Origin of the sequence: Novosphingobium sp. FKTRR1, from assembly GCF_020404405.1 — a bacterium.
GTDB lineage: Bacteria > Pseudomonadota > Alphaproteobacteria > Sphingomonadales > Sphingomonadaceae > Novosphingobium.
The window spans coordinates 162,049-186,297 of record NZ_JAIZDA010000005.1; the positions used below are offsets into that span (position 1 = coordinate 162,049).

17 protein-coding genes are annotated in these 24,249 nt (G+C 65.0%); 5 read left to right on the top strand and 12 right to left on the bottom strand.

Annotated elements, in window-relative coordinates; genetic code table 11:
- Positions 1–45: 45 nt before the first annotated feature.
- A complete protein-coding gene (locus tag LDN95_RS07645; protein WP_226017063.1) occupies positions 46–951 on the bottom strand; it encodes an N-acetylmuramoyl-L-alanine amidase in 906 nt (301 codons plus the stop codon).
- 620 nt (positions 952–1,571) lie between these two features.
- Between LDN95_RS07645 and LDN95_RS07650 the strand changes: the two genes are divergently transcribed.
- Positions 1,572–4,538 (top strand): ribonuclease E/G, encoded by a 2,967-nt coding sequence (locus LDN95_RS07650; protein ID WP_226017064.1) that lies wholly within the window; start codon positions 1,572–1,574, stop codon positions 4,536–4,538.
- Positions 4,539–4,684: 146 nt separating this feature from the next.
- Positions 4,685–5,500, top strand: coding sequence for a nitrilase-related carbon-nitrogen hydrolase (locus LDN95_RS07655; protein WP_226017065.1), 816 nt, complete (start codon positions 4,685–4,687; stop codon positions 5,498–5,500).
- 26 nt (positions 5,501–5,526) lie between these two features.
- Here LDN95_RS07655 and LDN95_RS07660 read toward each other — a convergent pair whose 3' ends face one another.
- Positions 5,527–6,066 (bottom strand): class I SAM-dependent methyltransferase, encoded by a 540-nt coding sequence (locus LDN95_RS07660; protein WP_370631664.1) that lies wholly within the window; start codon positions 6,064–6,066, stop codon positions 5,527–5,529.
- 263 nt (positions 6,067–6,329) lie between these two features.
- Between LDN95_RS07660 and LDN95_RS07665 the strand changes: the two genes are divergently transcribed.
- From LDN95_RS07665 to zapE, 3 genes are read left to right on the top strand one after another with little or no spacing between them, the layout of a single operon-like run.
- Positions 6,330–7,112: a succinate dehydrogenase iron-sulfur subunit gene (locus LDN95_RS07665; RefSeq protein ID WP_255630799.1), complete on the top strand. Its 783-nt coding sequence runs from the start codon at positions 6,330–6,332 to the stop codon at positions 7,110–7,112.
- 31 nt (positions 7,113–7,143) lie between these two features.
- Positions 7,144–7,614, top strand: coding sequence for a PaaI family thioesterase (locus tag LDN95_RS07670; protein WP_226017067.1), 471 nt, complete (start codon positions 7,144–7,146; stop codon positions 7,612–7,614).
- 11 nt (positions 7,615–7,625) lie between these two features.
- Positions 7,626–8,756 carry a cell division protein ZapE gene (gene zapE, locus LDN95_RS07675; RefSeq protein WP_226017100.1) on the top strand — a complete coding sequence of 377 codons (1,131 nt, stop codon included), beginning with the start codon at positions 7,626–7,628 and terminating at the stop codon, positions 8,754–8,756.
- A 517-nt stretch (positions 8,757–9,273) separates the two neighbouring features.
- Here the strand turns inward: zapE and LDN95_RS07680 are convergent.
- The 10 genes from LDN95_RS07680 to LDN95_RS07725 all read right to left on the bottom strand — a co-directional run bounded on the left by LDN95_RS07680 (position 9,274) and on the right by LDN95_RS07725 (position 24,246).
- The gene (locus LDN95_RS07680) at positions 9,274–11,487 is read right to left on the bottom strand and encodes an EAL domain-containing protein (RefSeq protein WP_226017068.1); all 2,214 of its coding nucleotides are present in this window, start codon (positions 11,485–11,487) and stop codon (positions 9,274–9,276) included.
- 179 nt (positions 11,488–11,666) lie between these two features.
- On the bottom strand, positions 11,667–13,568 hold the full coding sequence (locus LDN95_RS07685) for an XrtA/PEP-CTERM system amidotransferase (protein ID WP_226017069.1): 1,902 nt from the start codon (positions 13,566–13,568) through the stop codon (positions 11,667–11,669).
- A gap of 3 nt (positions 13,569–13,571) precedes the next feature.
- Positions 13,572–15,167, bottom strand: coding sequence for an exosortase A (xrtA, locus tag LDN95_RS07690; protein ID WP_226017070.1), 1,596 nt, complete (start codon positions 15,165–15,167; stop codon positions 13,572–13,574).
- A complete protein-coding gene (locus tag LDN95_RS07695; protein WP_226017071.1) occupies positions 15,157–16,371 on the bottom strand; it encodes a TIGR03087 family PEP-CTERM/XrtA system glycosyltransferase in 1,215 nt (404 codons plus the stop codon). Before LDN95_RS07695 ends, xrtA begins: the two co-directional genes overlap by 11 nt.
- A 14-nt stretch (positions 16,372–16,385) precedes the next feature.
- Positions 16,386–17,459, bottom strand: coding sequence for a FemAB family XrtA/PEP-CTERM system-associated protein (locus tag LDN95_RS07700; RefSeq protein WP_226017072.1), 1,074 nt, complete (start codon positions 17,457–17,459; stop codon positions 16,386–16,388).
- Positions 17,456–18,355: an XrtA system polysaccharide deacetylase gene (locus LDN95_RS07705; protein ID WP_226017073.1), complete on the bottom strand. Its 900-nt coding sequence runs from the start codon at positions 18,353–18,355 to the stop codon at positions 17,456–17,458. The genes LDN95_RS07700 and LDN95_RS07705 overlap by 4 nt, the downstream gene beginning before the upstream one ends.
- Positions 18,356–18,389: 34 nt before the next feature.
- On the bottom strand, positions 18,390–19,694 hold the full coding sequence (locus LDN95_RS07710; protein WP_226017074.1) for an XrtA/PEP-CTERM system-associated ATPase: 1,305 nt from the start codon (positions 19,692–19,694) through the stop codon (positions 18,390–18,392).
- Between the two features lie 19 nt (positions 19,695–19,713).
- A complete protein-coding gene (locus LDN95_RS07715) occupies positions 19,714–21,519 on the bottom strand; it encodes a preprotein translocase subunit YajC (RefSeq protein ID WP_226017075.1) in 1,806 nt (601 codons plus the stop codon).
- A gap of 5 nt (positions 21,520–21,524) precedes the next feature.
- Positions 21,525–22,712 carry an AAA family ATPase gene (locus LDN95_RS07720; RefSeq protein ID WP_370631665.1) on the bottom strand — a complete coding sequence of 396 codons (1,188 nt, stop codon included), beginning with the start codon at positions 22,710–22,712 and terminating at the stop codon, positions 21,525–21,527.
- A 16-nt stretch (positions 22,713–22,728) separates the two neighbouring features.
- Entirely contained in the window at positions 22,729–24,246 is a 1,518-nt protein-coding gene (locus tag LDN95_RS07725) for an XrtA system polysaccharide chain length determinant (protein WP_226017076.1), read from the bottom strand.
- Between the last annotated feature and the right edge of the window lie 3 nt (positions 24,247–24,249).

The window sequence follows — 24,249 nt, forward strand, 5'->3', positions numbered from 1 at the left end:
GATGCCAGAGCCCCCGCCACCGGCCTGAAGAGGCGCCACGCATAGTCATGGCAGCGTTTGCGCGCCCTCGCCTTGCGCCAGCGCGATGGTGATGGCACGCGCCAGCGCTTTGCCAAATGCCCGCCGCCACGCCGGGTCGGCCATCGCCCGCGCATCGTCGGGATTGGAGACATACCCGGCCTCAAGCAGCAGCGAGGGCAGGTCGACCGACTTGAGCACGACGAAGGCTGCCTCTCGCTCGGGCGTCCGGTGAAACCGCAGCGCGCCGCCGCCCTCGCGCACGATCAGCGCCGAAACCGCGCGTGATCGCGCGCGCATCGCACGTTGCGACAAGTCGACCAGGATCGAGGACACCGCGTCCGATTTGCCGCCCAAGGCAATGCCATTGATCGTATCGGCGCGGTTTTCGCGCGCGGCAAGCTGGTCGGCCAACGCGTCCGATCCCTTGTCCGACAAGGTATAGACCGTCGCGCCCTCGGCATCGCTGGCACCAGCCGCATCGGCGTGGATCGACAGAAACAAGTCGGCATGCAAGCGGCTGGCAATGCCCGCGCGCTCTTCGAGCGCGAGAAAGCGATCGTCCGAGCGGGTCAGCGCCACGCGCAAGCGACCATCTGCCAGCAGCGCATCGCGCAAGGCGAGCGCGAGGCCGAGCGTCAGGGCCTTTTCCTTTTCGCCACGCGGGCCACTGGCGCCGGGATCGTGCCCGCCATGCCCCGCATCGATCACCACCAGCGGACGACTGGCATCGGCCGGGCCAAGCACGACTGGCAAACCAATTGGCCGTTCACCGCCGGGCAGCGCCAGATGCACAACATAAGCCGGACTTCGGCTCGCTCCTGCCCCCAGCGATTGCCACATTGCGAGCACGGCTGCGGCGGGCACGACGAACCCTGTGACCACCAATGCCCAGCCAATACGCGCCCACAATCCCATTGCGTGATCGACCATGCAGCGCGACAGCCTAAGCGTCAAAGCCTGAATCGCGCGCTAACCAAGCCTTTCAGACCCATTTCGACGCGCAAAGCCGAGCCAACTACAATCGCAATGGAACGGTCATTGTTTTAATTGCCGGTTTGCGATTGCGGTGCTAGCAAAACCATCACTGAAGCAGATCGGCACCAGCACAGGCCCGATCCCCGCAGCTCGAAGCGCCCTTTTCGGGGTGCCGCGCGGGGACTGGACACAGGAAGGCCCGCCCGATGATCTGCTTGGTAAAGTGAACGCAGGACGTGACACGGCGATCGTGCCGGTCAGACCTGCGACTGAGGTTGATGCCGTGATGATGAGCCCGATGTCCGTCCAGCCGAGGAGCCCTTCACGGGTTCGCCACGGCTGGCTGGCCGGGACGACGCGCGTTTTGCCGCCGATCATCGTCACCGCAGATGCACACCGACCGCCGCCGGGCGGTGAGCGCGCGCGCCATGCATGCGCGCTCCGATCCGGCACCCCCCCATTCGCGAACCGCCTCGCCGCCCAACCAGGGCGCAGATCCGGCGTTCGCGCAACTGCAAGATACCGCGCGAGGAACCCGGGTTCACACCCGTGGCAGCGCGGCTGGAGACTATGGAATGACAACGCGCATGCTTATCGATGCGCGCCACCAGGAAGAAACCCGGGTGGCGGTGCTCAAAGGCAACCGGATTGAAGAATTCGATTTCGAATCCGCAGACCACAAGCAAATCAAGGGCAACATCTATCTTGCCAAGGTAACCCGGGTCGAACCTTCGCTGCAGGCAGCGTTCGTCGATTTCGGCGGGAACCGTCACGGTTTCCTCGCCTTCAGCGAAATTCACCCCGACTACTACCAGATCCCGCGTGAGGATCGTGAGGCGCTGCTGGCCGAAGAAGCCGCACACGCCGAAGAAGAAGCCGCGCTGCGTGCGGCCGACGAGGATGACGACGACTACGCCGACGGCGAATACGCCGAAGGCAGCTATGACGATGGTCAGGGCGTCACCGAAGTCGATACCTCGGAAAAGGACCACGTCTCGACGATCGAAGGCGGCGTGATCGAGAATGGCTTTGACGGCGACGACGACGGCGCTGGCGAAGGCCAGGACGACGCCAACGGCGACGACGAAGCCGCGCGCGAATCAGGCGAGGACGACAACCGCCGTCCGCGTCGGGGTCGCCGTCAGGGTCGCGCGCAGGGCAAGGAAGCCGACGAACTGCGCGCCAAGCGCATGGCGCTGCGCCGCCGTTACAAGATTCAGGACGTGATCCAGCGCCGTCAGGTTCTGCTGGTGCAGGTGGTCAAGGAAGAACGCGGCAACAAGGGCGCGGCGCTGACCACCTATCTCAGCCTGGCCGGTCGCTATTGCGTGCTCATGCCCAATTCCAGCCACGGTGGCGGCATCAGCCGCAAGATCAACTCGGCGGCCGATCGCAAGCGGCTCAAGACGATCATCACCGAGATGGAACTGCCCCGCTCGATGAGCTGCATCGTCCGCACCGCCGGACTTCAGCGCACCAAGCCCGAGATCAAGCGCGACTTTGACTATCTCGCCCGCCTGTGGGACGAGATCCGTGAAAACACGATGCGTTCGAGCGCTCCGGCACTGATCCATTCGGACAGCGACCTGATCAAACGCGCGATTCGCGACATCTACAACCGCGATATCGAGGAAGTGGTCGTCGAAGGCGAAGCGGGTTACCGCGCCGCCAAGGACTTCATGAAGTTGCTGATGCCCAGCCATGCCAAGCGGGTGCGCCAGTATGCCGATCCGGTACCGCTGTTCCAGCGCTATGGCGCCGAGGACCAGCTTACCGCGATGTACGATCCGGTCGTCCAGCTGAAGAGCGGCGGTTATCTGGTGATCAACCCGACCGAGGCGCTGGTGTCGATCGACATCAACTCGGGCCGTTCCACCAAGGAACACGGGATCGAGGCCACTGCGGTCAGCACCAACCTTGAAGCCGCGCGCGAAATCGCCCGCCAGTTGCGCTTGCGCGACATGGCCGGGCTGGTCGTGATCGACTTCATCGACATGGAATACGGCTCGAACGTCCGCAAGGTCGAGAAGGCCATGAAGGACGCGCTCAAGGACGATCGCGCCCGCATCCAGGTCGGTCGCATCTCGGGCTTCGGCCTGATGGAAATGAGCCGCCAGCGCCTACGCACCGGCGTGCTCGAAGCCACCACGCGTGGTTGCCCGCACTGCGATGGTTCGGGACTCGTGCGCACCGCCTCGTCCGCCGGGCTTTCCGCGCTGCGCCTGATCGAGGACGAAGCCGCCAAGGGCAAGGGCAACGTGATCTCGTTGTACGCCAGCCAGGAAGCGGCGATCTACGTCCTGAACGCCAAGCGCGCTGACCTTGGCGAGATCGAGGAACGCTACGGCGTCAACGTCGAAGTGATCCCCGAGGGCGAGAACGAAGGCGCCAAGATGCGCGTCGCCTCGCGCGGGCCCAAGCCCGAATTCGTGCCCCGCTTCGAACCGATCGTCGAGCCTGAAGAGGACGACATCATCGAGGACTTGTACGAGGACGAAGAGGAAGAAGTCGAAGAGCGCACCGAGCGTCCGGCCCGCCGCGAAAGCGCCACCGCTGGCAATGCCGAAGCCGAAGGCGATGGCGCCAACCGTCGCAAGCGGCGCAAGCGTCGGCGTGGCCGCAGCAAGGATCGTCGCGATGACGAAGGTCAGGGCGAAGGCGAGTTTGCCGCTCAGGACGACGAAGCTTCCGAGCAGGACGGCGAGCAGGACGGCGACGATCAGGCCGAAACCGACGGTTCTGATGACCAAGCCGGTGTGACCGAAGGTTCCGCTGGCGAAGGCGAGAACGGTGACGGCGAGAACGGTGACGGCGAGGGACGCCGCAAGCGTCGCCGCCGCCGCCGCAATCGTCGTGGTGCCCGCGACGGCGCCGCAGGTGGTGAAGGCGGTTCGACCGAAGGCGAAGGCGACTTTGCCGATGGCGAAGGTGACGAGCCGGAAGGCAACGAGGGCGCAGCCCCCGCTGCCATCGCGGCTGGTGCTGAGCCCGTTGCCGAGGCTGTCACCGAAGTGGCGCCTGCCGAGGTCGAAGCGGAAGCTGCTCCGGCCAAGCCCAAGCGCACCCGCCGCAAGAAGGCCGAGGTGGTTGCAGTAAGCGAAGCCGAAGTCGCAGCGCCGGTGGAAGCCGTCGTTGCACCGGTGGTCGAAGCTGTGGCCGAGGTGGAAGCCGCTCCGGCCAAGCCGAAGCGCACCCGCCGCAAGAAGGCTGATGCGGTTGCCGAGGAAGCGCCGGCGCAAGATGCGCCGGTTGCTGACGAAGCACCTGCAACCGAGGCAGAACCAGCGATCGAGGTCGAGGCTGCTCCGGCCAAGCCCAAGCGCACCCGAAAGAAGAAGGTGGTCGACGCCGCACCGGCTGATGCCGCTACCGAATCGGTGCCTGTGGCTGAAGAACCCGTCGCTGCAGAGCCGGCACCGAGCGCGACAGCGCCCGAGGCCGCGGCACCAGCCGAGTCGACCGGGGCCGAAGAAGCCGAGACCGCCAATGCCGAAACCGGCGAGCCGCGTCGCGGCTGGTGGCAGCGCACCTTCGGGGCCTGATCATCTGACAGCCTGATCATCCGACAGGTCGTCATCGCTGACCACAAAAACCGCCCCGCCGCACTTGCGACGGGGCGGTTTTTCGTTGGCGATCGGTATGCAACAAGGGTGGCTTGGAACAGCCCGCCTCCGCTAGACAAGCGCCGATGGAGTCCTTGTCCCGCCCCGAACTCGATGTCGCGATCTGGCAGGCCCCCGGCCTGTCCGGCGCCCCCGACGCTATGCTGGACCGTCTGGCTGCCTTGCTCGATGGTGGCACGCTCGAAGGTGCCGATCTGCTGCTCCTGCCCGAACTGTGGTCATGCGGCTACTTTGACGAAACTGCGGTGCGCGCAGGCGCCGAGCCGCTCGATGGGCCAACCGCGCAACGTCTTTCTGCACTCGCGCGCGCTCATGGATTGGCGATCGCCTGGGGCCATGCGGAGCGCGAAGCCCCCGACCAATCCATCTGGAACGCGGCTACGCTGATCGGTGCGGATGGGGCGGTTCTGCTCCACTATCGCAAGGTCAACTTGTGGGATCGTTATGAAAAGGCGCTGTTTGCGCCCGGCACGGAACCTAGCGCGCTTGCTACGCTGAGTGGCTGGAAACTGGGTTTTTCGATCTGTTACGACACCGAATTCCCTGAAACTTTCCGCGATCTGGCGGTCAGGGGCGCCGATTTGGTGCTCGCCCCGACGGCGCTGGGCGCGGAATTCGGCGTGGTCGGCGACGCACTGCTGCGCACGCGTGCGTTCGAGAACGGCCTGTTCCTCGCCTTTGCCAATCGCAGCGGGTGCGAGCACGGCTACGCGTTCGGCGCAGGCTCGGGAATTGTCGGGCCTGATGGCACTTTTCTCGCAAAGGCCGAAGCCGACAGCGTCGTGGTGCGCGCATCGCTCAGCCACGACCGAATCGCCGCCGCACGGCGCCGCTCTCCATATTTAACCGATCTGCGCTGGGCTGCGCCGAGCATGGCCTGACGGCACCGAAACACAAACCGGGCATCTCAATCGGGGCGGTGCGCGACGCCCCATTCCATCCACCCGGCAAAGCGCGGCATCCCCGGCATGTACCGCGCGCCCATCGACTCGACGGCAAAGCCCGCGGCTGCCACGGCACTGCTGATCGGGCGGGTAAGGTGGCAGCCACCCAGCAGCGGCCGCCATACCGGCTCGATGCGCCTTTGCCAGCGTTGGATGCCCGGATCAGGCGCCTGCCCATGCTCGAGGAACAGCAACCGTCCGCCGGGCCGAATCACGCGATAAAGTTCGCGCAGAACCTGCTTTGGATCGCTGACCGAACAGAGCGTGTATGTGCAGACCGCCGTGTCGAACGCGGCTGCCGCAAACGGGATCGCCTCGCCCACTCCGGGCCGAAGATCGCATGCATGGCCAAGGTGCGCGGCGCGCGCACGCGCGGTGTCGAGCAAGGCGGGCGACGGATCGATGCCGGCAAGGCTGGCAAGGCGCCGTGGATCATAGAACTGCTGGTTCAAGCCGCCGCCGCAGCCAAGCTCGAACACGTCGCCATGGGCCAGGGGAACCACCTGCGCGCGCAGCTCCATTATCGGTGGTGCCGCGCAGGCGCATCCTATCAGGCGCGGAACCACGTGCCTGTCCCACAAGGCGGCAATGCCCATCAGCCCCTCCGAAATGTGCGCCGGTTCCCGGCGTCGAGGAGCAAATGTGCCCGCTCACGCACGCATCGGCAAGCGATCTTGGTGGGCAAGGCAATTCCTGCCCATTTGAACCCCTTGCCCCGGCCTACGTATGCGCTAAGGACGATTCGGCATCCTAATGGGGTAAGTTCATGGCGACCTTCTCGCTTCCGAAGAATTCCAAGATCACCGGCAAGGCACGTCACCACGCTGCGGCCACCAGCGGTCGGGTGAGGAAGTTCAAGGTATACCGATACGACCCCGATAGCGGCGAAAATCCCCGCTACGACACGTTCGATATCGATCTTGAACAGTGCGGGCCGATGGTGCTCGACGCATTGATCAAGATGAAGAGCGATCAGGATCCGACGCTGACCTTCCGCCGTTCGTGCCGTGAAGGCATTTGTGGATCGTGCGCGATGAACATCAACGGGCGCAACGGCCTTGCCTGCACCACCGCGATCGAGGATCTGAAGGGCGAAGTGCGGATCACACCGCTGCCGCACATGGAAGTGATCAAGGATCTCGTTCCCGATTTCACGCATTTCTATGCGCAGTACGCCTCGATCCGGCCGTGGTTGCAGACGGTTTCGCCCACGCCCTCGGGCAAGGAACGGCTGCAGAGCCCCGAACAGCGCGAAAAGCTCGATGGCCTGTACGAGTGCATTCTGTGCGCGTGCTGCTCGACCTCGTGCCCCAGCTATTGGTGGAACTCCGACAAGTTCCTCGGCCCCGCGATCCTGCTTCAGGCCTATCGCTGGCTGGCTGACAGCCGTGACGAGATGACTGGCGAACGGCTTGACGAGTTGGAAGATCCCTTCCGCCTCTATCGCTGCCACACCATCATGAACTGCGCCAACGTCTGCCCGAAGGGCCTGTCGCCAGCGCGCGCGATCGCTGAAATCAAGAAGATGCAGGCCGAACGCGCGCTCTGAGCGCGCGTTCCCCGCTATGCCGGGCCGATCGATGACTGCGCCTTCCAGCGGGTTCGTGTTCGAACCGAGCGCCTATCATCCCGGCTGGTCGACGTGGAATCTGGCCGATCCGACCCGCTTCAACGCCCAAACCATGGGCGAAATGCTGGTTCGGATCGAGGATCATGCCGACGGTGGCCGCAGAGTGCGGCTGCGCATGGCTCCTGAACGCCGCCACACCAATCTGCTCGATGCAGTGCATGGCGGTGTCACGCTGGCGTTGATCGACATCGCGCTGTTTGCCGGTATGCGGTTGCTGCTTGGTGGCGATGCGGCCGGTTCGGTCACGCTCGACTTGTCGACCCAGTTCATTGGCGCAGGACGGATCAACCACCCACTCGACGCGGTAGTCGAAGTGCTGCGCGAAACGCGGCGCCTGGTCTTCGTGCGCGGGCTGATCGAGCAGGACGACAACCTTGTGGCGGCCTTCAACGGGACGATCCGCAAGCCGTCGAGCCGGTGAGCAGAACCACGATGCGGGTTTCCGACCGTTACGCTCAACTCATCGCTGCAGGCGAATTGCGCCCCGACCCTGAGCAGGCGGCCGCAGCAGAACGACTCGATGCCCTGCAGCAGGAGCTGGAGGCCGCTCCCCCACCGCTGGGACTGGTCGGCAGGCTGTTCGGACGCAAGCGCGCCGCACCATCGCGCGGCGTCTACATGTGGGGCAGCGTCGGACGTGGCAAGTCGATGCTGATGGACTTGTTCCACGACAACCTGGACGTTCCTGCCAAGCGTCGCGCGCACTTCCACGAGTTCATGCTCGATATTCACGCCCGCCTGCGCGAGGAGCGCAAGAAGGAGGGCGGCGACCCGATCCTGCCCGTGGCCGCCCAGATCGCCGCCGAGTGCCGCGTGCTGTCGTTCGACGAGATGGTCGTCAACAACAGCGCCGACGCGATGATCATGAGCCGATTGTTCACCGCGCTGATCGTGGAACACGATGTCACCATCGTCACCACCTCCAACCGGGCTCCTTCGCAGCTTTACAAGGACGGGCTCAACCGTGAGCACTTCCTGCCGTTTATCGCGCTGGTCGAAAGTCGGCTCGATGTGCTGACGCTCAACGGGCCGACCGACTACCGGCTGGAGCGGATGCGGGGCGTGGGCACATGGCACGTGCCGGTCGGTCCGGTGGCGACCGAAGCCGTACGCGAGGCGTTCTTCCGCCTCACCGACTATCCGCCCGAGGACAGCGCCCACGTGCCGTCAACCGATCTGGATGTCGGCGCCGGGCGGACGATCCACGTGCCCAAAAGCCTGAAAGGCGTGGGCGTGTTCAGCTTCAAGCGGTTGTGCATGGATGCGCGCGGGGCAGCCGACTATCTGGCCATCGCGCGCAACTATCACACCGTGATCGTTGTCGCGATCCCGCTGCTCGGCCCCGAGCGGCGCAACGAGACCATGCGCTTCATCACGCTGATCGACGCGCTGTATGAACACAAAGTCAAATTGATTGCCACCGCCGACGCCGAGCCTCAGGCGCTGTATGACTTCGCTGGCAAAGGCGACGACGAAGGCCGCTTCATGTTCGATCGCACGGTCAGCCGGCTGATGGAAATGCAGAGTCAGGATTATCTGGCATTGGGCCACGGCGACGACTGACTCGGTGCTGAGGCAATGCTGACCCGGCTCGCCTCAAAACTTGGCGTGTGTCGGTCTGGAAGGAATACCGCATAGTCATTTGCCCCGAGACTTGGGGAAAACCTTTGCAGCCATCCTTGAAGCTTCCTTCCCCCGACTGTATCGAAATGTGACAATCGATGTTGGTGCGCCTCGATCACCTTACCAAAGATGGTTACCAAAAGGTGATTCGCGACTCAAACGAGCGTTAATGCGTGCCTCAAATAGCAAGAGGCTCAAGCCATAGGGCTTGAGCCTCCGGTATCGGCTGGTCTGATTACCTTGCCCTGCGAGCGATCCAGGATCGTCAACAAACCAAGGAATCACGCCGTTTTTGGCATTCCGTGAACTTGGCGCACTAAGCCGTCAGGCTTCGTGCAACCACGATCAACGGAACAGGAACTTCAGAATGTCGAACCATACATGTGCAAAAGTCATTGAAACCCTCCATCCACTGAGAGGATTTCCATTTACCATTCGCCTAGATGGTTAACAAGTTCTAAACACTACCAGTTTGGCGCAATATGCTGGCCTGATATTCCCGCTCAAACACCGCAAAGGGTTGCGGGCGGCCAAGATAATAGCCCTGCGCGTGGTCGCAACCGAGGTCGCGGAGCAACGCAAACGTCGCCGCATCCTCGATCCCTTCTGCCACCACCACTTGCCCCAGGGCATGGGCAAGGTGGATCGTGCTGGTGACAATGGTGCGGTCGCGTTCGCTGGTCACGACCTTGCTGACAAAGCGTCGATCCAGCTTCAACTCGTCGCTGGGCAGATCGGCAAGATAGGCAAGGCTGGCCTCGCCGGTGCCGAAATCGTCGATCGACAGGCGGAAGCCCATCTTGCGTAGCTGGGTGAGATTGTGACAGGCGGCCGGCCGGTTCCGCACGCTAGATGTCTCGGTGATCTCGATCGTAAGCAGGGTCGGGTCGATCGCGCGGCGCCGGACGATCTCGGCGAAATTGGTGACCAGATCGGCCTTGTCGACCATCTGCGCGGACAAGTTGACGCTCATCTGGAACCGCTGCCCAAGCGCATTGAGTTTGTGCGCAGCGGTGATCGCCTGCTCCAGCACCCAATAGGTCAACGCGTCAATCCGCCCAGCCCGCTCGGCATGGAGGATGAAGGCATCGGGTGCGATCGGGCCACGCGTCGGGTGGTTCCAGCGGATCAGGGCTTCGGCACCGCAGATCCGACCGCGCGGAACATCCCACTGCGACTGGAACGCCAGCCAGATGTCGCCATTGCGCAAGCCCTCGTCGATCCGGGCGTGCAGCGACAGTTCCCACGGCGCCTCAGCCAGCCGATGCGCTTCGAACAATTCGATGGCCCGGCCGTTGTTCAAAGCCTCGTTCGCACTGGCCAGCGCCGAATTGACCCGGGTCAGCGCATCGAGCCCTTCGTTGCGATCGAGCCCGAAGTGGATCGTGGTGTCGAAGGTATGCGGCCCGATCTGCAACGGAGCCGAAAACAGCGCTCGCATACCTTCAAGGTGGCTTAGCTGCATTTCCAGCGGGCGGGCCTCTTCGGTCCAGGCAAAATGGCCGCCATCGCCGTGGAAGATATCATCGGTGCCGGACCCTACCGAAATGCGCCGGGCGATCTGGCGGGCATATTCGCCGTGCAGATCCTGCGGCAGGGTCGCGAGCATTTCCTCATAACGCGCGATGACCGCGACGATAACGTCACGGCCGATCTCGATCTGCCTGGTGGAAATCGCCAGAAGATTGGGTAAGCCCGATGCACTGGTGTGCTGAATGCGTCGGGTTCGTTTTTGCCACATCCGGATCAGGGAATAGAACAGCAGCAGCAGCATCGCCGCTTCTGGTTCGACGACAATGCCCATTGTGCGCAGAGGTACAGGCACCAGCAACGTTGCCCAAACAGCCCCGCCATAGAGCAATGATTTGTGCAACCGCGATGTCGAACGGTGCGCAAGCCAGACCGAAGCGCTTGCCAGAAGCAGCAGCGGAAAGATGCCCAACGACAAGTTGAGCGGTTTATGCAGAGCAACAGCCCCTGCGATGTCGGCTGCATACTGACCGACAATTTCGTGCCCGAAGAAGCCAGCCGATGGTGTCTGCGCGGTATTGGTGACCAGCACCTGCTTGCCGCGCAATGTCTCCGCCGGGACCGCACCGTCGAGCAGTCGTAGCCCCGAGATGCGCGGTATCGTGGCCGGATCCATCGCGAAATCGGGTTCGAATGTCGCGCCGTCAGATCCCTGCACGCCGGCCAGCTCAGCGCTCACCGTAGGATAGCGGGTGTTGCCGATAGCCACCGAATAGGGGCCCGACTTCACATAATAGAGAAAATCGGCGTTCCAGGCCGACACCGCGATCGGTGCTCGCGCTGCAATGTCGGGAGGAGGAAACCGGAACACGTCGGCTTCGAAACTATCCAGCTTTTGCGCACGTACGACCATCACCAGCCGATTGCCGAAGGCGGCGATCTCCTCCCGCAACCGTGTGTCACCGCTCTTACTCAGACCATACGGGATCTTGGTGTCGAAGAACACGCGCGCGACGCCCTGCTGGCGAAGCTTTTGCAGCAGCCGGGCATAGTCGAAAGAACCGCCATCATGGATCTCGTCCGTGGCGACCAGCACGATCGACTTGGGCGCAGGTTCACCGTAAAATTTGTACTCGGCGTTCCAGAATGCGTGATTTATGACTCCTCCGGCCCCGAACAGCCATAATGCAAGGCTGATCAAGAGGCTGATTCCAAGAGGTGATCGCAAAATCCGTCGCATCAAGCCTCAGCGTAAAGCATTGAGTGCCGAGGCTAGGGACCAATGGTTTATATTAGCTTACCAAGCGCGCGGCAGGCGCCCAAGTGTTTGGCAAGGCTTGGCAAGTCTTTCACTGGGCAACGCTTTGCCGGTAGCGCTCGCTAGCCGACGTTTCCCAGGCAGCGATCGAGGCCGCGTTCGAGCATCAGCAACTGCCACAGAAGTCTGCTGTGATCGGCTCGGCCGCTGATGTGGCCTTCGACCAGCGATGACACCCGCGCCGGATCGAACCAGCCGGTCTGCGCCAGCGTGCCCGACCGGACGATCGCGCGCGCCTGATCGGCCAGTGGCCCGCGCAGCCACGCCGCGATCGGCGTGACGAAGCCCATCTTCGAGCGGAACAGCACGTCATCGGGCAAGTACCGGCGCATCGTCTGCTTGAGTATCCATTTGCCGGTCTGACCGCGCACCCGCAGTCCTTCTGGCAGGCGTGCACCGAATTCCACCAGCCGGTGATCGAGCAGAGGCTCGCGCGCTTCAAGGCTGACCGCCATGCTGGCACGATCGACCTTGGTCAGGATATCGCCCGGCAGCATGAACTTGAGATCGGCATACTGTGCGCGATCCAGTCCGCTGCGCGCAGGCGCGTTGCGCATCAGTTCGACGACAGGCTGTTCGGCGCGATAATCGCCGCGCAACTTGCGGAAATCGTCGGTGTAAAGCGCATCGCGCGCTTCGGCCGAGGTCACACTCAACGAACGCGCATAGCCTTCTTCGCTGCTGCGGGCGAGGCTTTGCAGCGTGGCCTTGGCCCGCAGCGGACGCGGCGCGAAATCAAGCTTGGGGTAGAGCGCGCCCAGCGTGCCGAACAGCGGTCCGCGCAAGGCTTGTGGCAAGAGCTTGCGCGCCTGATCCTCGCGATATTGGAAAGTCTGGCGGCGATACCCGGCAAAGGCCTCGTCCGCACCATCGCCCGACAGAGCCACGGTGACATGCTCGCGCGCCAGTTCGCACACCCGGAACGTCGGCAGCGCCGAGGCATCGGCAAACGGCTCATCGAACATCGCGGCCAGCCGGTCGATCAGCGAGAAGTCGTCGGCCGACACGGTTCGCTGATAATGCTCGGTGCCGAACTGGGCGGCGACTCGGCTGGCATAGGCGGTTTCGTCTAGTGCTGTGACATCGAAGCCGATCGAGCAGGTCTTGACCGGATCGCGCGAGGCCTCGGCCATCAGCGCGACTACGCTCGAACTGTCGACCCCACCCGAAAGGAACGCGCCCAGCGGCACATCCGCCGCCATCCGCGAGGTCACGCCTTCGCGCAGATGGTGCAGCAACTCCGCTTCAAGATCGGCGGCGCTGCCCCTTGCGCGCTCGGTGAAGGAGATGTCCCACCACTGCACCGGCGGTGGCGGCGGGGCGTCGTGGCGCAGCAGGCGGTAATGGCCTGCGGGCAGCTTCTCGACGCCCTTCAGGATCGCGCGGGCATCGGGGACAAAGCCCCACGCCATGAAGTCCTCCACCGCCAGCGGATCGACATCGCGCCGCAACGAAGGATGCGCCAGCAGCTGTTTCAGTTCGGACCCGAAGATCACGCTGCCATCGGCCAGCGTGGCCATGTGCAGGGGCTTCACCCCCAGCCGGTCACGCGCCAGCAGCAGCGTGCGCTGCCGCAGATCATAGAGTGCAAAGGCGAACATGCCATTCAGGCGCGGCAGACAGTCGACGCCCCACCGCTGCCAGGCGGCAAGGATCACCTCGCTGTCACCATCGGTGTGGAATGTGGCGCCTTGCGCGGCCAGTTCTGCGCGCAATTCACGGAAGTTGTAGATCTCGCCGTTGAACACCAGCATGGCACTGCCATCGGTGCTGGCCATCGGCTGGGGCGATCCGGCCAGATCGATGATCGCCAGCCGCAGGTGGCCCAGCCCTACGCCCGGCGCGGTCCACACCCCTTGACCATCAGGCCCGCGATGCGCCGCGACCGTCAGCATCCGTTCGAGCCGCGCCGGATCGACTGGCTTGAGCCCCTCGGTGTGAAAAATGCCCGCAATCCCGCACATCGTTCAGCGCGCTCCCTGATTCTGGCCGCTAGCGATGTGATCGAACCATGCGGGCAACGGCCCGCCCGCGCTGCGGAACCGCTCGATCAGATCGGCGGGCGCCGGGCCCTGCCCGTCTTGCGCCGACAGGATCAGAGTTGCGGTAGCGCGGCGGCGCAGCAGCAACCGGTCGAGCATGTTGGCCAGCTTCAACCGCAAGTTGCTGCCGGTGATGACCCCACCGTCGCGGTACCACGTCACCGCCAGCCGGTGGACCGGCCCCGGCGCCTGAATTACGTCGCTTTTGCCAAAGGCGAAGTCCGGTCCCGCCCGCTCCCACGCCCAGTGGCTGCCCAGCGGGAGCGCGCCCTGACCAAAGCCGCCCGCTTCCTTGCCGTCGGTCTGCCGGTCATACAGCGCAAAGGACAAGTCCACCACGTGCCCTGCGGCATCGCCATAGCGCGCGCGCAGGCGTCGGTCGGCGCCGCCATGAAGCGGCATCCATTCCGCGCCCGAACCAAGCGCGACCATGCTCCAGCCGCGAACTTGCGGAAGTGCGAGATCGGCCGGGAGAGGAGCCGCCATCCGCTCGGCGAGCGCGGCCCAGCCCAGAAACAAAGCGCACAGGCCGGCCAATGCGCCCAGCGCCGCGCCATTGCCGATGCGCAAGGCCGCCAGTCGATCCAGCAAGAGGGATGCCAATATTGCGGCGGGATCTACCATCGGATCATCGATCGCCCGGTCGAAAAAACGCCATCCGACCGCCATCACCAGCGCCATCACGAAGGCGAAGAAGAACCAGCCATAAAACACATGGTCGAAGCCCGAGGCGAACGCGATGCCGTACCAACCGGCGATCCAGATCGTGCCCCATGCGCGCAGACCGTTGGCAAGGATCGGAACGACCACTGCCGCCGCCATAAATGCCGCACGGCGCGGCCAACGGCGAAAGCAGACGTTGGCGACCAGCGTGCCATAGGCAATCATCGCGATCAGGAACTTCACCCCCGAGCACGCTTCAGCCACCTCGAAGTAGCCTCCGGGGGTGGTGATGAACACACCATCGATGGTCGCAGGCACCTGGCTGATGGCCAAGAACGCCATGGTCAGGCGCGCCGTCACGGTCTGGAGCGTGGGGATCAGTTCGTCGCCGAAGGGGACCAGAAACACCATGTAGCCAAGCGGAAACAGCAAGGCCGCTGCCACTTGTGGGCCGAGCACCGTCAGCGCGCTGCCTTGCAGCAGCACCACTGCCGCAAGTTGCTGCGCCATGGCCAGCCCGGCGAATTCGCCCAGCAGCCACACGAACAGCGCTCCTGCACAGACCAGCAGGCCCGGCCACCAGGTCGATGGCTGCAATCGCGCCAGCGCGGCCGTCCGCTGGCTGACCAGCCAGACAAGGATCGCGGGAACCATCAGAATATGGTTGTAGGTCGAACTGTCCCACCACTGCCACGCCATCGCGCGCCAATCGGGCAGGAACAGCACGAACAGCACCACCCATGCCAGCGTCAGCCGCAGCAGCGGGCCACGCCAGAACACCGGAACGCGGTCGATCAGACGCACGATCAGCCGTTGCAAGGGCGGCAGATCCGCCGGATTGACAGTCTCAGGCGGCATCCTGCGCCCCTTCGACCAAGGCGCGCAAATCCCGCGAAACCCGCTCCCAGCCGAACCTTGCGACGACGTAGGCTCGCGCAGCTTCGCCCATGGCCGCAGCGCCGGCCGGGTCCGCGATCAGCGCCAGTGCGCGGGCCGCCATCTCGGCCGGGCTTTCGGCGATGCGCAGGTGCACGCCATCTTGCGCGCCGATCCCGGTGGCGGCGCCAGGGGTGACGATCAGCGGCCGCGCCATGGCCATCGCTTCAAGCACCTTGTTCTGCACCCCCCGCGCAATCGCGAGCGGAGCCACAACCAGCGTCGATCCGGCCAGCCAGGGCTTCACGTCGGGCACCTCACCGGTCACCCGCGTGCCGTTCACACCGTCCAATGCGCGGACGGCGGGGATTGGCGCACGCCCGACGACATTGAATACGGCATCGGCATGAGCTGCACGGATCGACGGCATCACCGCGTGCGCGAACAATTCGGCGGCAACCACGTTGGGGGGATAATCCATCTGCCCGGTAAAGGTCAGTTGCACCGCGCCGCCAAGCGTTTCGGGCGCGGGTGCAATGACGGCGGGGTCATAACCATGCCAATCGATGCCATTGCCCAAAGTGCACAAGTCGATGCCGGTGCGACGGCCCAGCCGCGCCTCGAACAGCGCCTTTTCCTCGGCGCTGACAAACAGGTAGGTCGTCGCGCGACGCGCGGTGCGATCCTCGAACCGGCGCAGCAGACGCCCTTCGCGCTGGTAGACCCAGCGCATCGGCCAGCGTCCGGTAGCGCCATAAGCCTCGAACTTGGCCGAATCGACATCGACGAAGTCCATCACCACCCGCCCGGTGAAGCCGTCGGGCACAAATTGCGCCATCTGCCCGGAAAAGACGAAGATCGTCGTTACCGGACGGGTGGCCAGCACGTGCCTTACCCAATCGCGCAGCGCTTCTGATGCGAACGCCGCCACGCTGATCGGGCGCCCCTGCACCAGCGCACGCGCCGCGACCAGCGGCAGGGGGCCGGCACGACGTGCCACGCAATGACTCGCAGCAAGGCTGGCCAGTTCAGCAAGCGCTTCCGGCGTATCGCCGTCATCGCCAATGCACCCGACATGAACTGGCGCCAGCGCTGCCAGTGCGCGCAACAAGTGGCACGAACGGATCTTGTCCCCCCGGTCGGGCGGGAACGGTACCCGGTGCGCCAGAAACAGGATTTCGCCCAAGGCCAGCGCCGCGCTCAGGCCAGACCGGCAGAGATGAGCGGCCCCAGCCGGTTGGCCAGCGCCAAAGGCAGTTTCTGCCACAGCGCGATCTGGGCGCGATAGCGCGGGCTCAACGGGTTCACGTCGCGCACCGGCGCGCCGTCGGCAGTCCAGTGCGCATAGGCCAGCGGTTCGGGCACGAACCCCCAGTTGCGCTTGAAATGGAATGCGCCGGTATCGGTCTTGGAGCGGCCGAAATCGAAGCGGTCGCAACCGCGCCCACGTGCATGGTTCATCAGCGCGTAGTACATCACGTCGTTGGCGCGCAGCGCCCGTGCGGCAAACACGCCCCCGCCCCAATACGGCATCACCGCCCCGCGATGATACAGGCTCAGAACCGAGGCGACTGGCGCCCCTTCGTGCACAACCGTCAGGATATCGGCATCAGGCCCGAACCGGTCTAGCACCGCATCGAACAGCGCACGCGGAAACACCGGCGTCCCCAGATTGCGCACCGATTCGGCGTAGACGGCATAATGCGCCGCGCGATCCTGCGCGCTGGCGCCGGTGCGGATCTCGAAACCATGGGCCAGACCTTTGCGCACTTCGGCGCGCTGTTTGCGCGGTACGGCGAGCAGTTCGGCTTCATCGTCGGTTGCCAGCGCGCGGACGAACCCGGCGTGCGAGGTGCGCTTCACCTGCCAGCCGGAGCCTTCAGGCAGGGCGCCGCCGCGCAGTTCCAGCGTCGGGCAGGTCAACCGCCGGGCCAGTTCGCATGCGGCTTGCGCCAGCGCGGTCGCGTCCGCCGGATCGCCGATCGCTCCGCCGCCCACGGCAAAGCCGGTGGACACCAATGCGCGACCGAACAGCGGTGAATGCGCGGCATGGAGCGGCAAAAGCGCGGTGATTTGGCCATCGCGCTCGGCCAGCAGGATGTGCGCGGGATGGCCGGTGGCCGCCTCGACAGCATCGAGCCATTCGAGCCGGTGGAACGCGGTGGCTTCGGGGCATTGTGCCAGAAACCGAACGATCGCAGGCCGGTCGCCCGGATCGGCGCGGCGTATGCGGTGATCGAGCAGGCTTGCTCGCCCAAGGAACGGCGCATTCATGCCCGGTTCTCCGCATCGACCCGCAAGGCTTCGCGCGCCGCCAGTTCGTCCATCCGCCCCCAGCGGAAGTCGGCCAACAGGCGGACCAGCTTGGGCGCCATGACCGACAGGTTGGTATAGTGGCGCACCTTTGACTTCCATGGCGCGTTCGCTACGCGCGGCTGGTCGGGATCGATTTCCCACGGGTGGAAATACGTCAATGCCGGGCGCTGGTCGCGGGAATTGACCCGGCCTATCGCCCAGCGCGACAGCGCATAAGGCAACAAACGGAAGAACCCGCCACCACCCGCCGCCAGCCGCCGCCCGGCCACTTCGGCGGTCGTCACCGGCACTTCAAGCAGCGCCGCGCCCGCGACGGGGCGGAAGGCAAAGCGCGGCGCCTCGCGCCAGCCATAGTGGTCGTGCACGATCGGGGCGACGCTGGACGAGTAGGCATACCCCTGTTCGGCCAAGACTTCGTGCGCCCAGCGATTGCGCGCATCGATCGAGAAACTGGGCGCGCGATAGCCTGTCACCGCTTGCCCGGTCAGTTCCTGCAGCACGTTGCGCGCGCGGATCAGGTCCGCTGCAAAGCCATCGCGGGTCAGCGTGAACACCCGCGCATGGTCCCAGCCATGGCTGGCGATCTCGTGGCCTTCGTTCGCGATCCGGCGCATCAGCGCAGGCACCCGCTGCGCCACCCAGCCGAGCGTGAAGAACGTGCCTCGGACCCCGGCATCGGCAAACATCTGCAGGATCGCGTCACAGTTGTGCTCGACCCGCAGATCGAGCCCATCCCACGTGCCGCGGTCGATCACGTTTTCGAACGCGCCGACCTGGAACCAATCCTCGACATCGACCGAAAGGCCGTTGATCAAGGCGCTCGCCGCACTGTCTGGGGCCGTTGCTCCGGGCATGGCGACGCACTGCACTCCTTCGTCGGATTGGTGATCAAGCCGCCAGCGACTGGCGGTTTTCGGTCTCGATCCATTCGATCAGCATGGTCAGCACGTGGCGGATCGCCTCGTTCTGGTCGGCGGTGCGCGCCTCGATGGCGTCGAGCCGGGCGGAGACTTCGCCGAGCGCCGCCATGACTTGTGCAAAATGGGCATCGCGCTCTGCCCGAGAGGCGTCCGCCGCAGCATCGACCAGCGCTTCGGGCGCAGGGTCTGGCGCATGGTTGCGCATTTCGGCCAGCTCGATCACCGCCTGCTGCAGTTCGGCGATCTGCTCCGAGTAACCCGCCATGGCGCGCGCCAGTTCGGCATTGTCGTCCGCTACAGGCTGCGGTTCGGCATCGGTCGCTTGCTGCGCCACGGCATCTTGCGGAGGCGGCGAAGACGGCAGCGGCGTCGGCTCGACCTCAAGCGCGATCGGCGCCGGCTCGGCTGCAACCACGGGCGCAGGTGCTGGCGCGGGAGCGGGCTGACCAGTGCCGGATTGCTGATCCTCGGCCAGATCGGCCAGAACTTCCTCCAGCATGGCCACGTCGATGCGCGCGCGCTGTTCGACCGCGCCCATCAGCAGCAGGCGGTTGAGCAACTGGTTGATGCGTCGTGGCAGGCCCCCGGTCGCGCGCGCCAGTTCGCCGTACAGTCGCACCTCGAAGCTCGGTACGCCGCGCCAGCCGACACGTGCCAGCCGGTGTTCGACATAAGGGCCGACTTCGTCAGCACCCATCGGTTCAAGGTGGTGCGTCGCGATCACCCGCTGACGCAACTGCTCCAACTGCGGCGAGGTGCGCAACAGCGTGCGGAATTCAGGCTGGCCCAGCAGCAGGATTTGCAGCAGCGGATGCGCGCCCAACTGGAAGTTGGACAGCATGCGCAGTTCTTCCAGCGCCTCGACCGAAAGGTTCTGCGCCTCATCCACCACCAGCAGGCAGCGGCGCCCGGCGCGCGCTTCGTCGTGCAGAAAACTTTCGATGCGGCCAAGCGCGCTCGCCTTGTCGTGGCCATAAACGTTGATGCCAAAGGCCCGCGCAGCCAGATGGACCAGTTCATCGCCATCCAGCCTGCTCGTCACGATCTGCGCCGCTGTCAGCCGTTCGCGGTCGATCGAGGCGAGCAGGTGGGCTGCCAGCGTCGATTTGCCCGCGCCGACCTCACCGGTGATGACGATGAAACCTTCGCCCTGCGCCAGACCATAGCCCAGATACGACAGAGCCTTGCGGTGCGTTGCGCTCTCGAAATAGAAATCGGGGTCCGGCGTGAGCTGGAACGGGCGGGCGGAAAAGTTGTAATACGTGTCGAACATCGGCGACCCTTCCGCCCCTTCAGAATGAATAGTGCAGGCCGACAAGGCCGGTCAGCACGAGTTCGTCGGGCGTCGCCTTGCGGCTTATCCCCTGCAGCCCCACTGCGGCCGTGCCGTGCAAGCGCTCGGCCAGTTCGCGCGAGTAAGACCCGGTCACACCATAGCTGTTGACATCGGCCAGCGTGCTGCGCCCGTTCTTGTACCAGCTATCATAGGCGCCGACACTGAAACTTGATCGGCGATCGATCGGTCCCGACAGCCCGGCGCTGACGTAGTAGTTTTCATCCACCGTGCCGTTGGCCACCGCCAGAACAGTGCCCGCCGCGCCGATGAACTTGCGTCGTGCGTAGCCCGCACCGATGCCTGCCTGCATCCGGCCGATGCGGTGAGCATACGTCGCGTTCACGCCGCGGCCACGGAATACCGATGACGAAAGCGAACCAAGCGCGCCGTTGACGCAGCCGCCGCCCGACGATCCGTTGGCGCAGCCGTTGATATCACCGCTGAACGGATTGCGGGTGGTCTCGAAGTCGGTCGGCAACTGCTTGACCGCGTTGTTCAGGCTCGATCCGAAGCCGGAAATCCCGTCATAAACGCTGATGCCCAGATTGCTCCGCTCGTTGGGCGCATAGCTGAACGAGCCATAATAAGTCGTGCTGTCATAGCGCCGTCCGACAAAGGCCGACAGCGAGGTGCGACGGCTCGGCCGCCACATCACGCCGACATCCCATGTGAGTCCGCGCGTCTGATAGGCAAGCTGGCGCGGCTTGCTCTTGTCGGTGACATAGCGGCCGTCGCTGCCGATCACCGCGCTGCCATCGGCGTTGCGCAAGGCGTCGCGCGACGACACGGTCACTTCGTTCCAGCCCAGATCGCCGACCAGTGCCAGTTCGAGCGAGATCGGCAAGGTCGCCTGCAACCCGGCGCGGTATTCGCGCACGCGCTGGTCAAGGTTGGTGATGTCCTCTTGCGCCCATCCGGCGCTGGCGGTCAGGCCGACCGGGCCGATGACCCTGGGCCGCACGCCCGCTGAAACCGTGGCCGACTGCGACACCGAATGGTTGAACAAGTCGGTGGCCGCCAGCCCCGGCACGCTCAACTGGCGGCGCGGGCTTTGAACTTGGGTATACCCAACGCCATAGTTTGCACCCACCGCGACTTGCCCGACATGGGTCGACAAGTTGGGCCCGGCATAGACCGACCACACCTGACTGACCGAATCGCTGTTGGCCAGTGCTCCCAGCGAGGCACCGCCGCCCGCCTCCAGCCGCGTGCGTCCGGCAAAGCCGCCCGCCTCGATACTCAAGGTGCGCGGGACAAGATCGTGCTTCACGCGGGCGAGGCCCGAGATCGTGTCGCCGCTGCCGTACCGGCCCTTTTCGGAAAAGCGGCGTTCATAGCGCACCGAAACCGCGCCTTGCGTGCGCCGCCCATCAAGCGCCACTTCGACCCCGGCGGCGATCGCGGTATAAGTCACCACGTCGTTGCCCGGCTTCAACTGCGCCAGCAGGTTCTGCGTCAGCTCCAGGTAGGGTTGCACCCGCGTGCGCACGCCACTGCCGACCCCGCGCGCGGAATGGCCGCCCTGATTGCCGCGCCCGCCGTTCCGGGCGCGCGCGGCCTTGCGGCTGGAACGGGTGTCGTCAGTATCGCCGCTGTCGGTTGCGACCTCCTCGGAACCGGTGGCGTCGATCCCTGCATAGGCGAGTTGCTGCTGGGCCGATGCGGGCGTGGCAGCCAGCGCCAGCCAGCTTGCGCCGCCGATGGCGACCGATGCCAGTGCCAATGATCGCAAGCTGACGATGGCCTGGGCGCTGCTTTGCATCGCGCTCATTCCTTGTATCCGTAATACGTGCCGAAGCGACGTCCGGTGGGCGAGAAACGGGTTCCGTTGAGCAACAACTTGATGTCGTCGCAGCCTGACAGGATGTTCACCGCATCGCGCAGTGCGGCCTCTCCGGTCTGGTCGGCGCGGACCACCATCACCGCCTGTCCGACGTGCGCCGCCAGTTCGCTGGCAGGCGATGCCGCCAGCACCGGTGGGCTGTCGAAGATGACGATGCGGCTGGGCGCCTGCGCCGTCAGCCGCGCCAGCACTTCGCTGGTGCGCGCAGAGGCAAGGTATTCGGTATCCTGCCCGCTGGAATTTCCGGCGGGAAGCACGAACAGCCCCGGCACGTCGGTGCCAAGGATATAGTCCTCGACCACCAGATCTTCATCGACCAACACGTCCATCAAGCCCGGCCCGCCGGGCAACCCCAGCGTCGAGAGCACCGAAGGCTTGGCAAAGTCGGCGTCGACCAGCAGCACTTCGTTGTCGCGCTCGGCCGCGATCGACAGCGCAAGGTTGACCGCGCAGAACGTCTTGCCCTCGCCCGGATGCGCCGAACAGATCAGGATGCGCTCGCCATGCGGTGCGCCCCGGCCCAGCCGCGATTCGGCGGCAGTCAGCAGCAACTGGCGTTTGACGATGCGAAATTCTTCCAACAGCCCGGTGATCGGGCCTTCGGGTTCGATCAGGCCCTGTTCGCGCAAGTGGTGACGGTCGATCGGATGGAAGTGACCGCGAAAGACTTGCGCGTTGCGACCCGAAGCCATCGCGGCGGCCTGCGCGCGCGCCGTCACCGGCACGACCGGCGGAGGCTCGCGCCCGATCGCCGGGGGCGGCGCGAACGGTGCCGGCGCATCGGCATCGGCGGCCGACACTTGCGGCAGCGGCTCGACAGGCTCGGGCAATGCTTCGGGCAATGGTTCCGGCTGCGGCGTGACCTCCGCATGACGAGCAATCGGTCCGTAAGGCGGGGCAGCAGGCGGGGCAGCAGGCGCTTTGGCCGCGACCGGCGGCACCGGCGGGGCCACCATGGCGCGGAAATCGAAGGTTCCGGCGGCGCGCTCGATCAGCGAAGAACGGCGTGGCACGGGTGCGTCTGCGCGCGGTGAAGCGGTCCGGGGCGCGTCCACTGCAGGATCGCCTGCCTCAGGCTGCTGTGGCCGAGGAATAGGCTGTTTGTCGGTCATGACGGTATCCCCAGCATCATGCGACCATGCCCCGCTTCATGAACTCCACCGCCAGCAACAGCAGTAGCACGACGACCAGCCCGGCGGCGCCACCGGCGAACCATTTGAGCTGGCGCCAGTGCAGGGCGCGCGCGGCGCGAGTCATCGTCAGCGAAACCGAGCCGAGCACCGGCATGCCGGTCGCGCGCTCCAACTGGCCGGTGGTGGCATACGTCGAGCGCAACTGGCCAAGACCGAACGCCGCACCGCAGCCTGCGCCAAGTCCCACGATCATCACCAAAGTCAGCAGCATCGGCCGATCAGGAGCCGAAGGCTTGCGCGGCGTCGAGGGCGGATCGATGACCTCGAACTTCACCGCGTTGCGCTCGCTTTCGACCTGGCCGCGCAGGCGCAATTGCTCGCGGTCGCGCAGCAACTTGTCGTACTGCTCTTTCAGCACGTCATAATCGCGATTGATCCGCGATGCTTCGGCGGCAACCGCCGGTTCGCTGAACTGTTGCGAGGTCAATTGCGCGATTTCCTGCTGCAACGACGATTTGCGCGATTGCAGCGAGACCATCGTTGCCTGACGGTCGGCCCTGATCGACTGGAGCGAGGCGTAAGCCGGGTTGGGCGTACCGGCGTGTCCACCTTCGGCAGCAGCCGCGCGCGCTAGCTGGGCGATCTGCGCCTTGAGCGCGATCACGTCGGGGTGCCCATCGGTCAGCCCCTTGGCGCGCATCCCGGCAAGGTCGGACTGCGCCTGCGACAGCGCGCCCTTGGCCCCGCCGCTGGCGCCCGGCACGGTGATCGTCGGCGGCGTTCCGGCCAATTGCCCGCTGATCGAGCCGAGCGCGCTTTGCGCCGCGAGCAGATCGGATTCGACGCCGCGCAACTCGCTGCGCGCGCCTTCCAACTTGGCCGTTACCGAACCCGTGCCCGGCATCAGCGCGGCGTTCCTGCCCTCGAATTCCTGCCGCTTCTGTTCGGCCGCTTCGAGATCCTTCTGACGGTCGGCCAGTTGCTGGTCCATGAAGGCAAGCGTATCGGTCATCTCGCCGCGACCGCCTGCAAGGTTTTCCTCGCGGAAGATGTCGATCATCTTCTGCACCACGTCCTGCGCCAGTTTGGCATTTTCGGCGTCGGTATAGGCGCGACGGCCCGAACTCGCGCTGATTTCGAACAGGTTGTCCTGCTGGCTGACCACCTTGACCGACCCGGCAAGGCCCGCAACCGCGCTCTCCATCGCCTTGTCGTTGGTCACTTTGTCGCCCAGCCGGGTGGCACGGACGACTTTTTCAAGGTTGACCGCGCTGGTCAGGGTCTGACGCACCCGCTCGATATCGCGCCGCCGGTCGCCGCCGATGCCGATCTGGTCGGACAGCACGTCGTCGATCTGCACGAAAATGCGCGCTTTGGATTCATAACTGTTGGGGATGCCGGCCACGACCAGCCATGCGAGCAGGCACACCAGCCAGGCCACACCCAGCGCCACCCAGCGGCGATGCCAGATGCTGTAAAGCGCGATCCGCACTTCTTCGAAGATGGTGTTCATCGC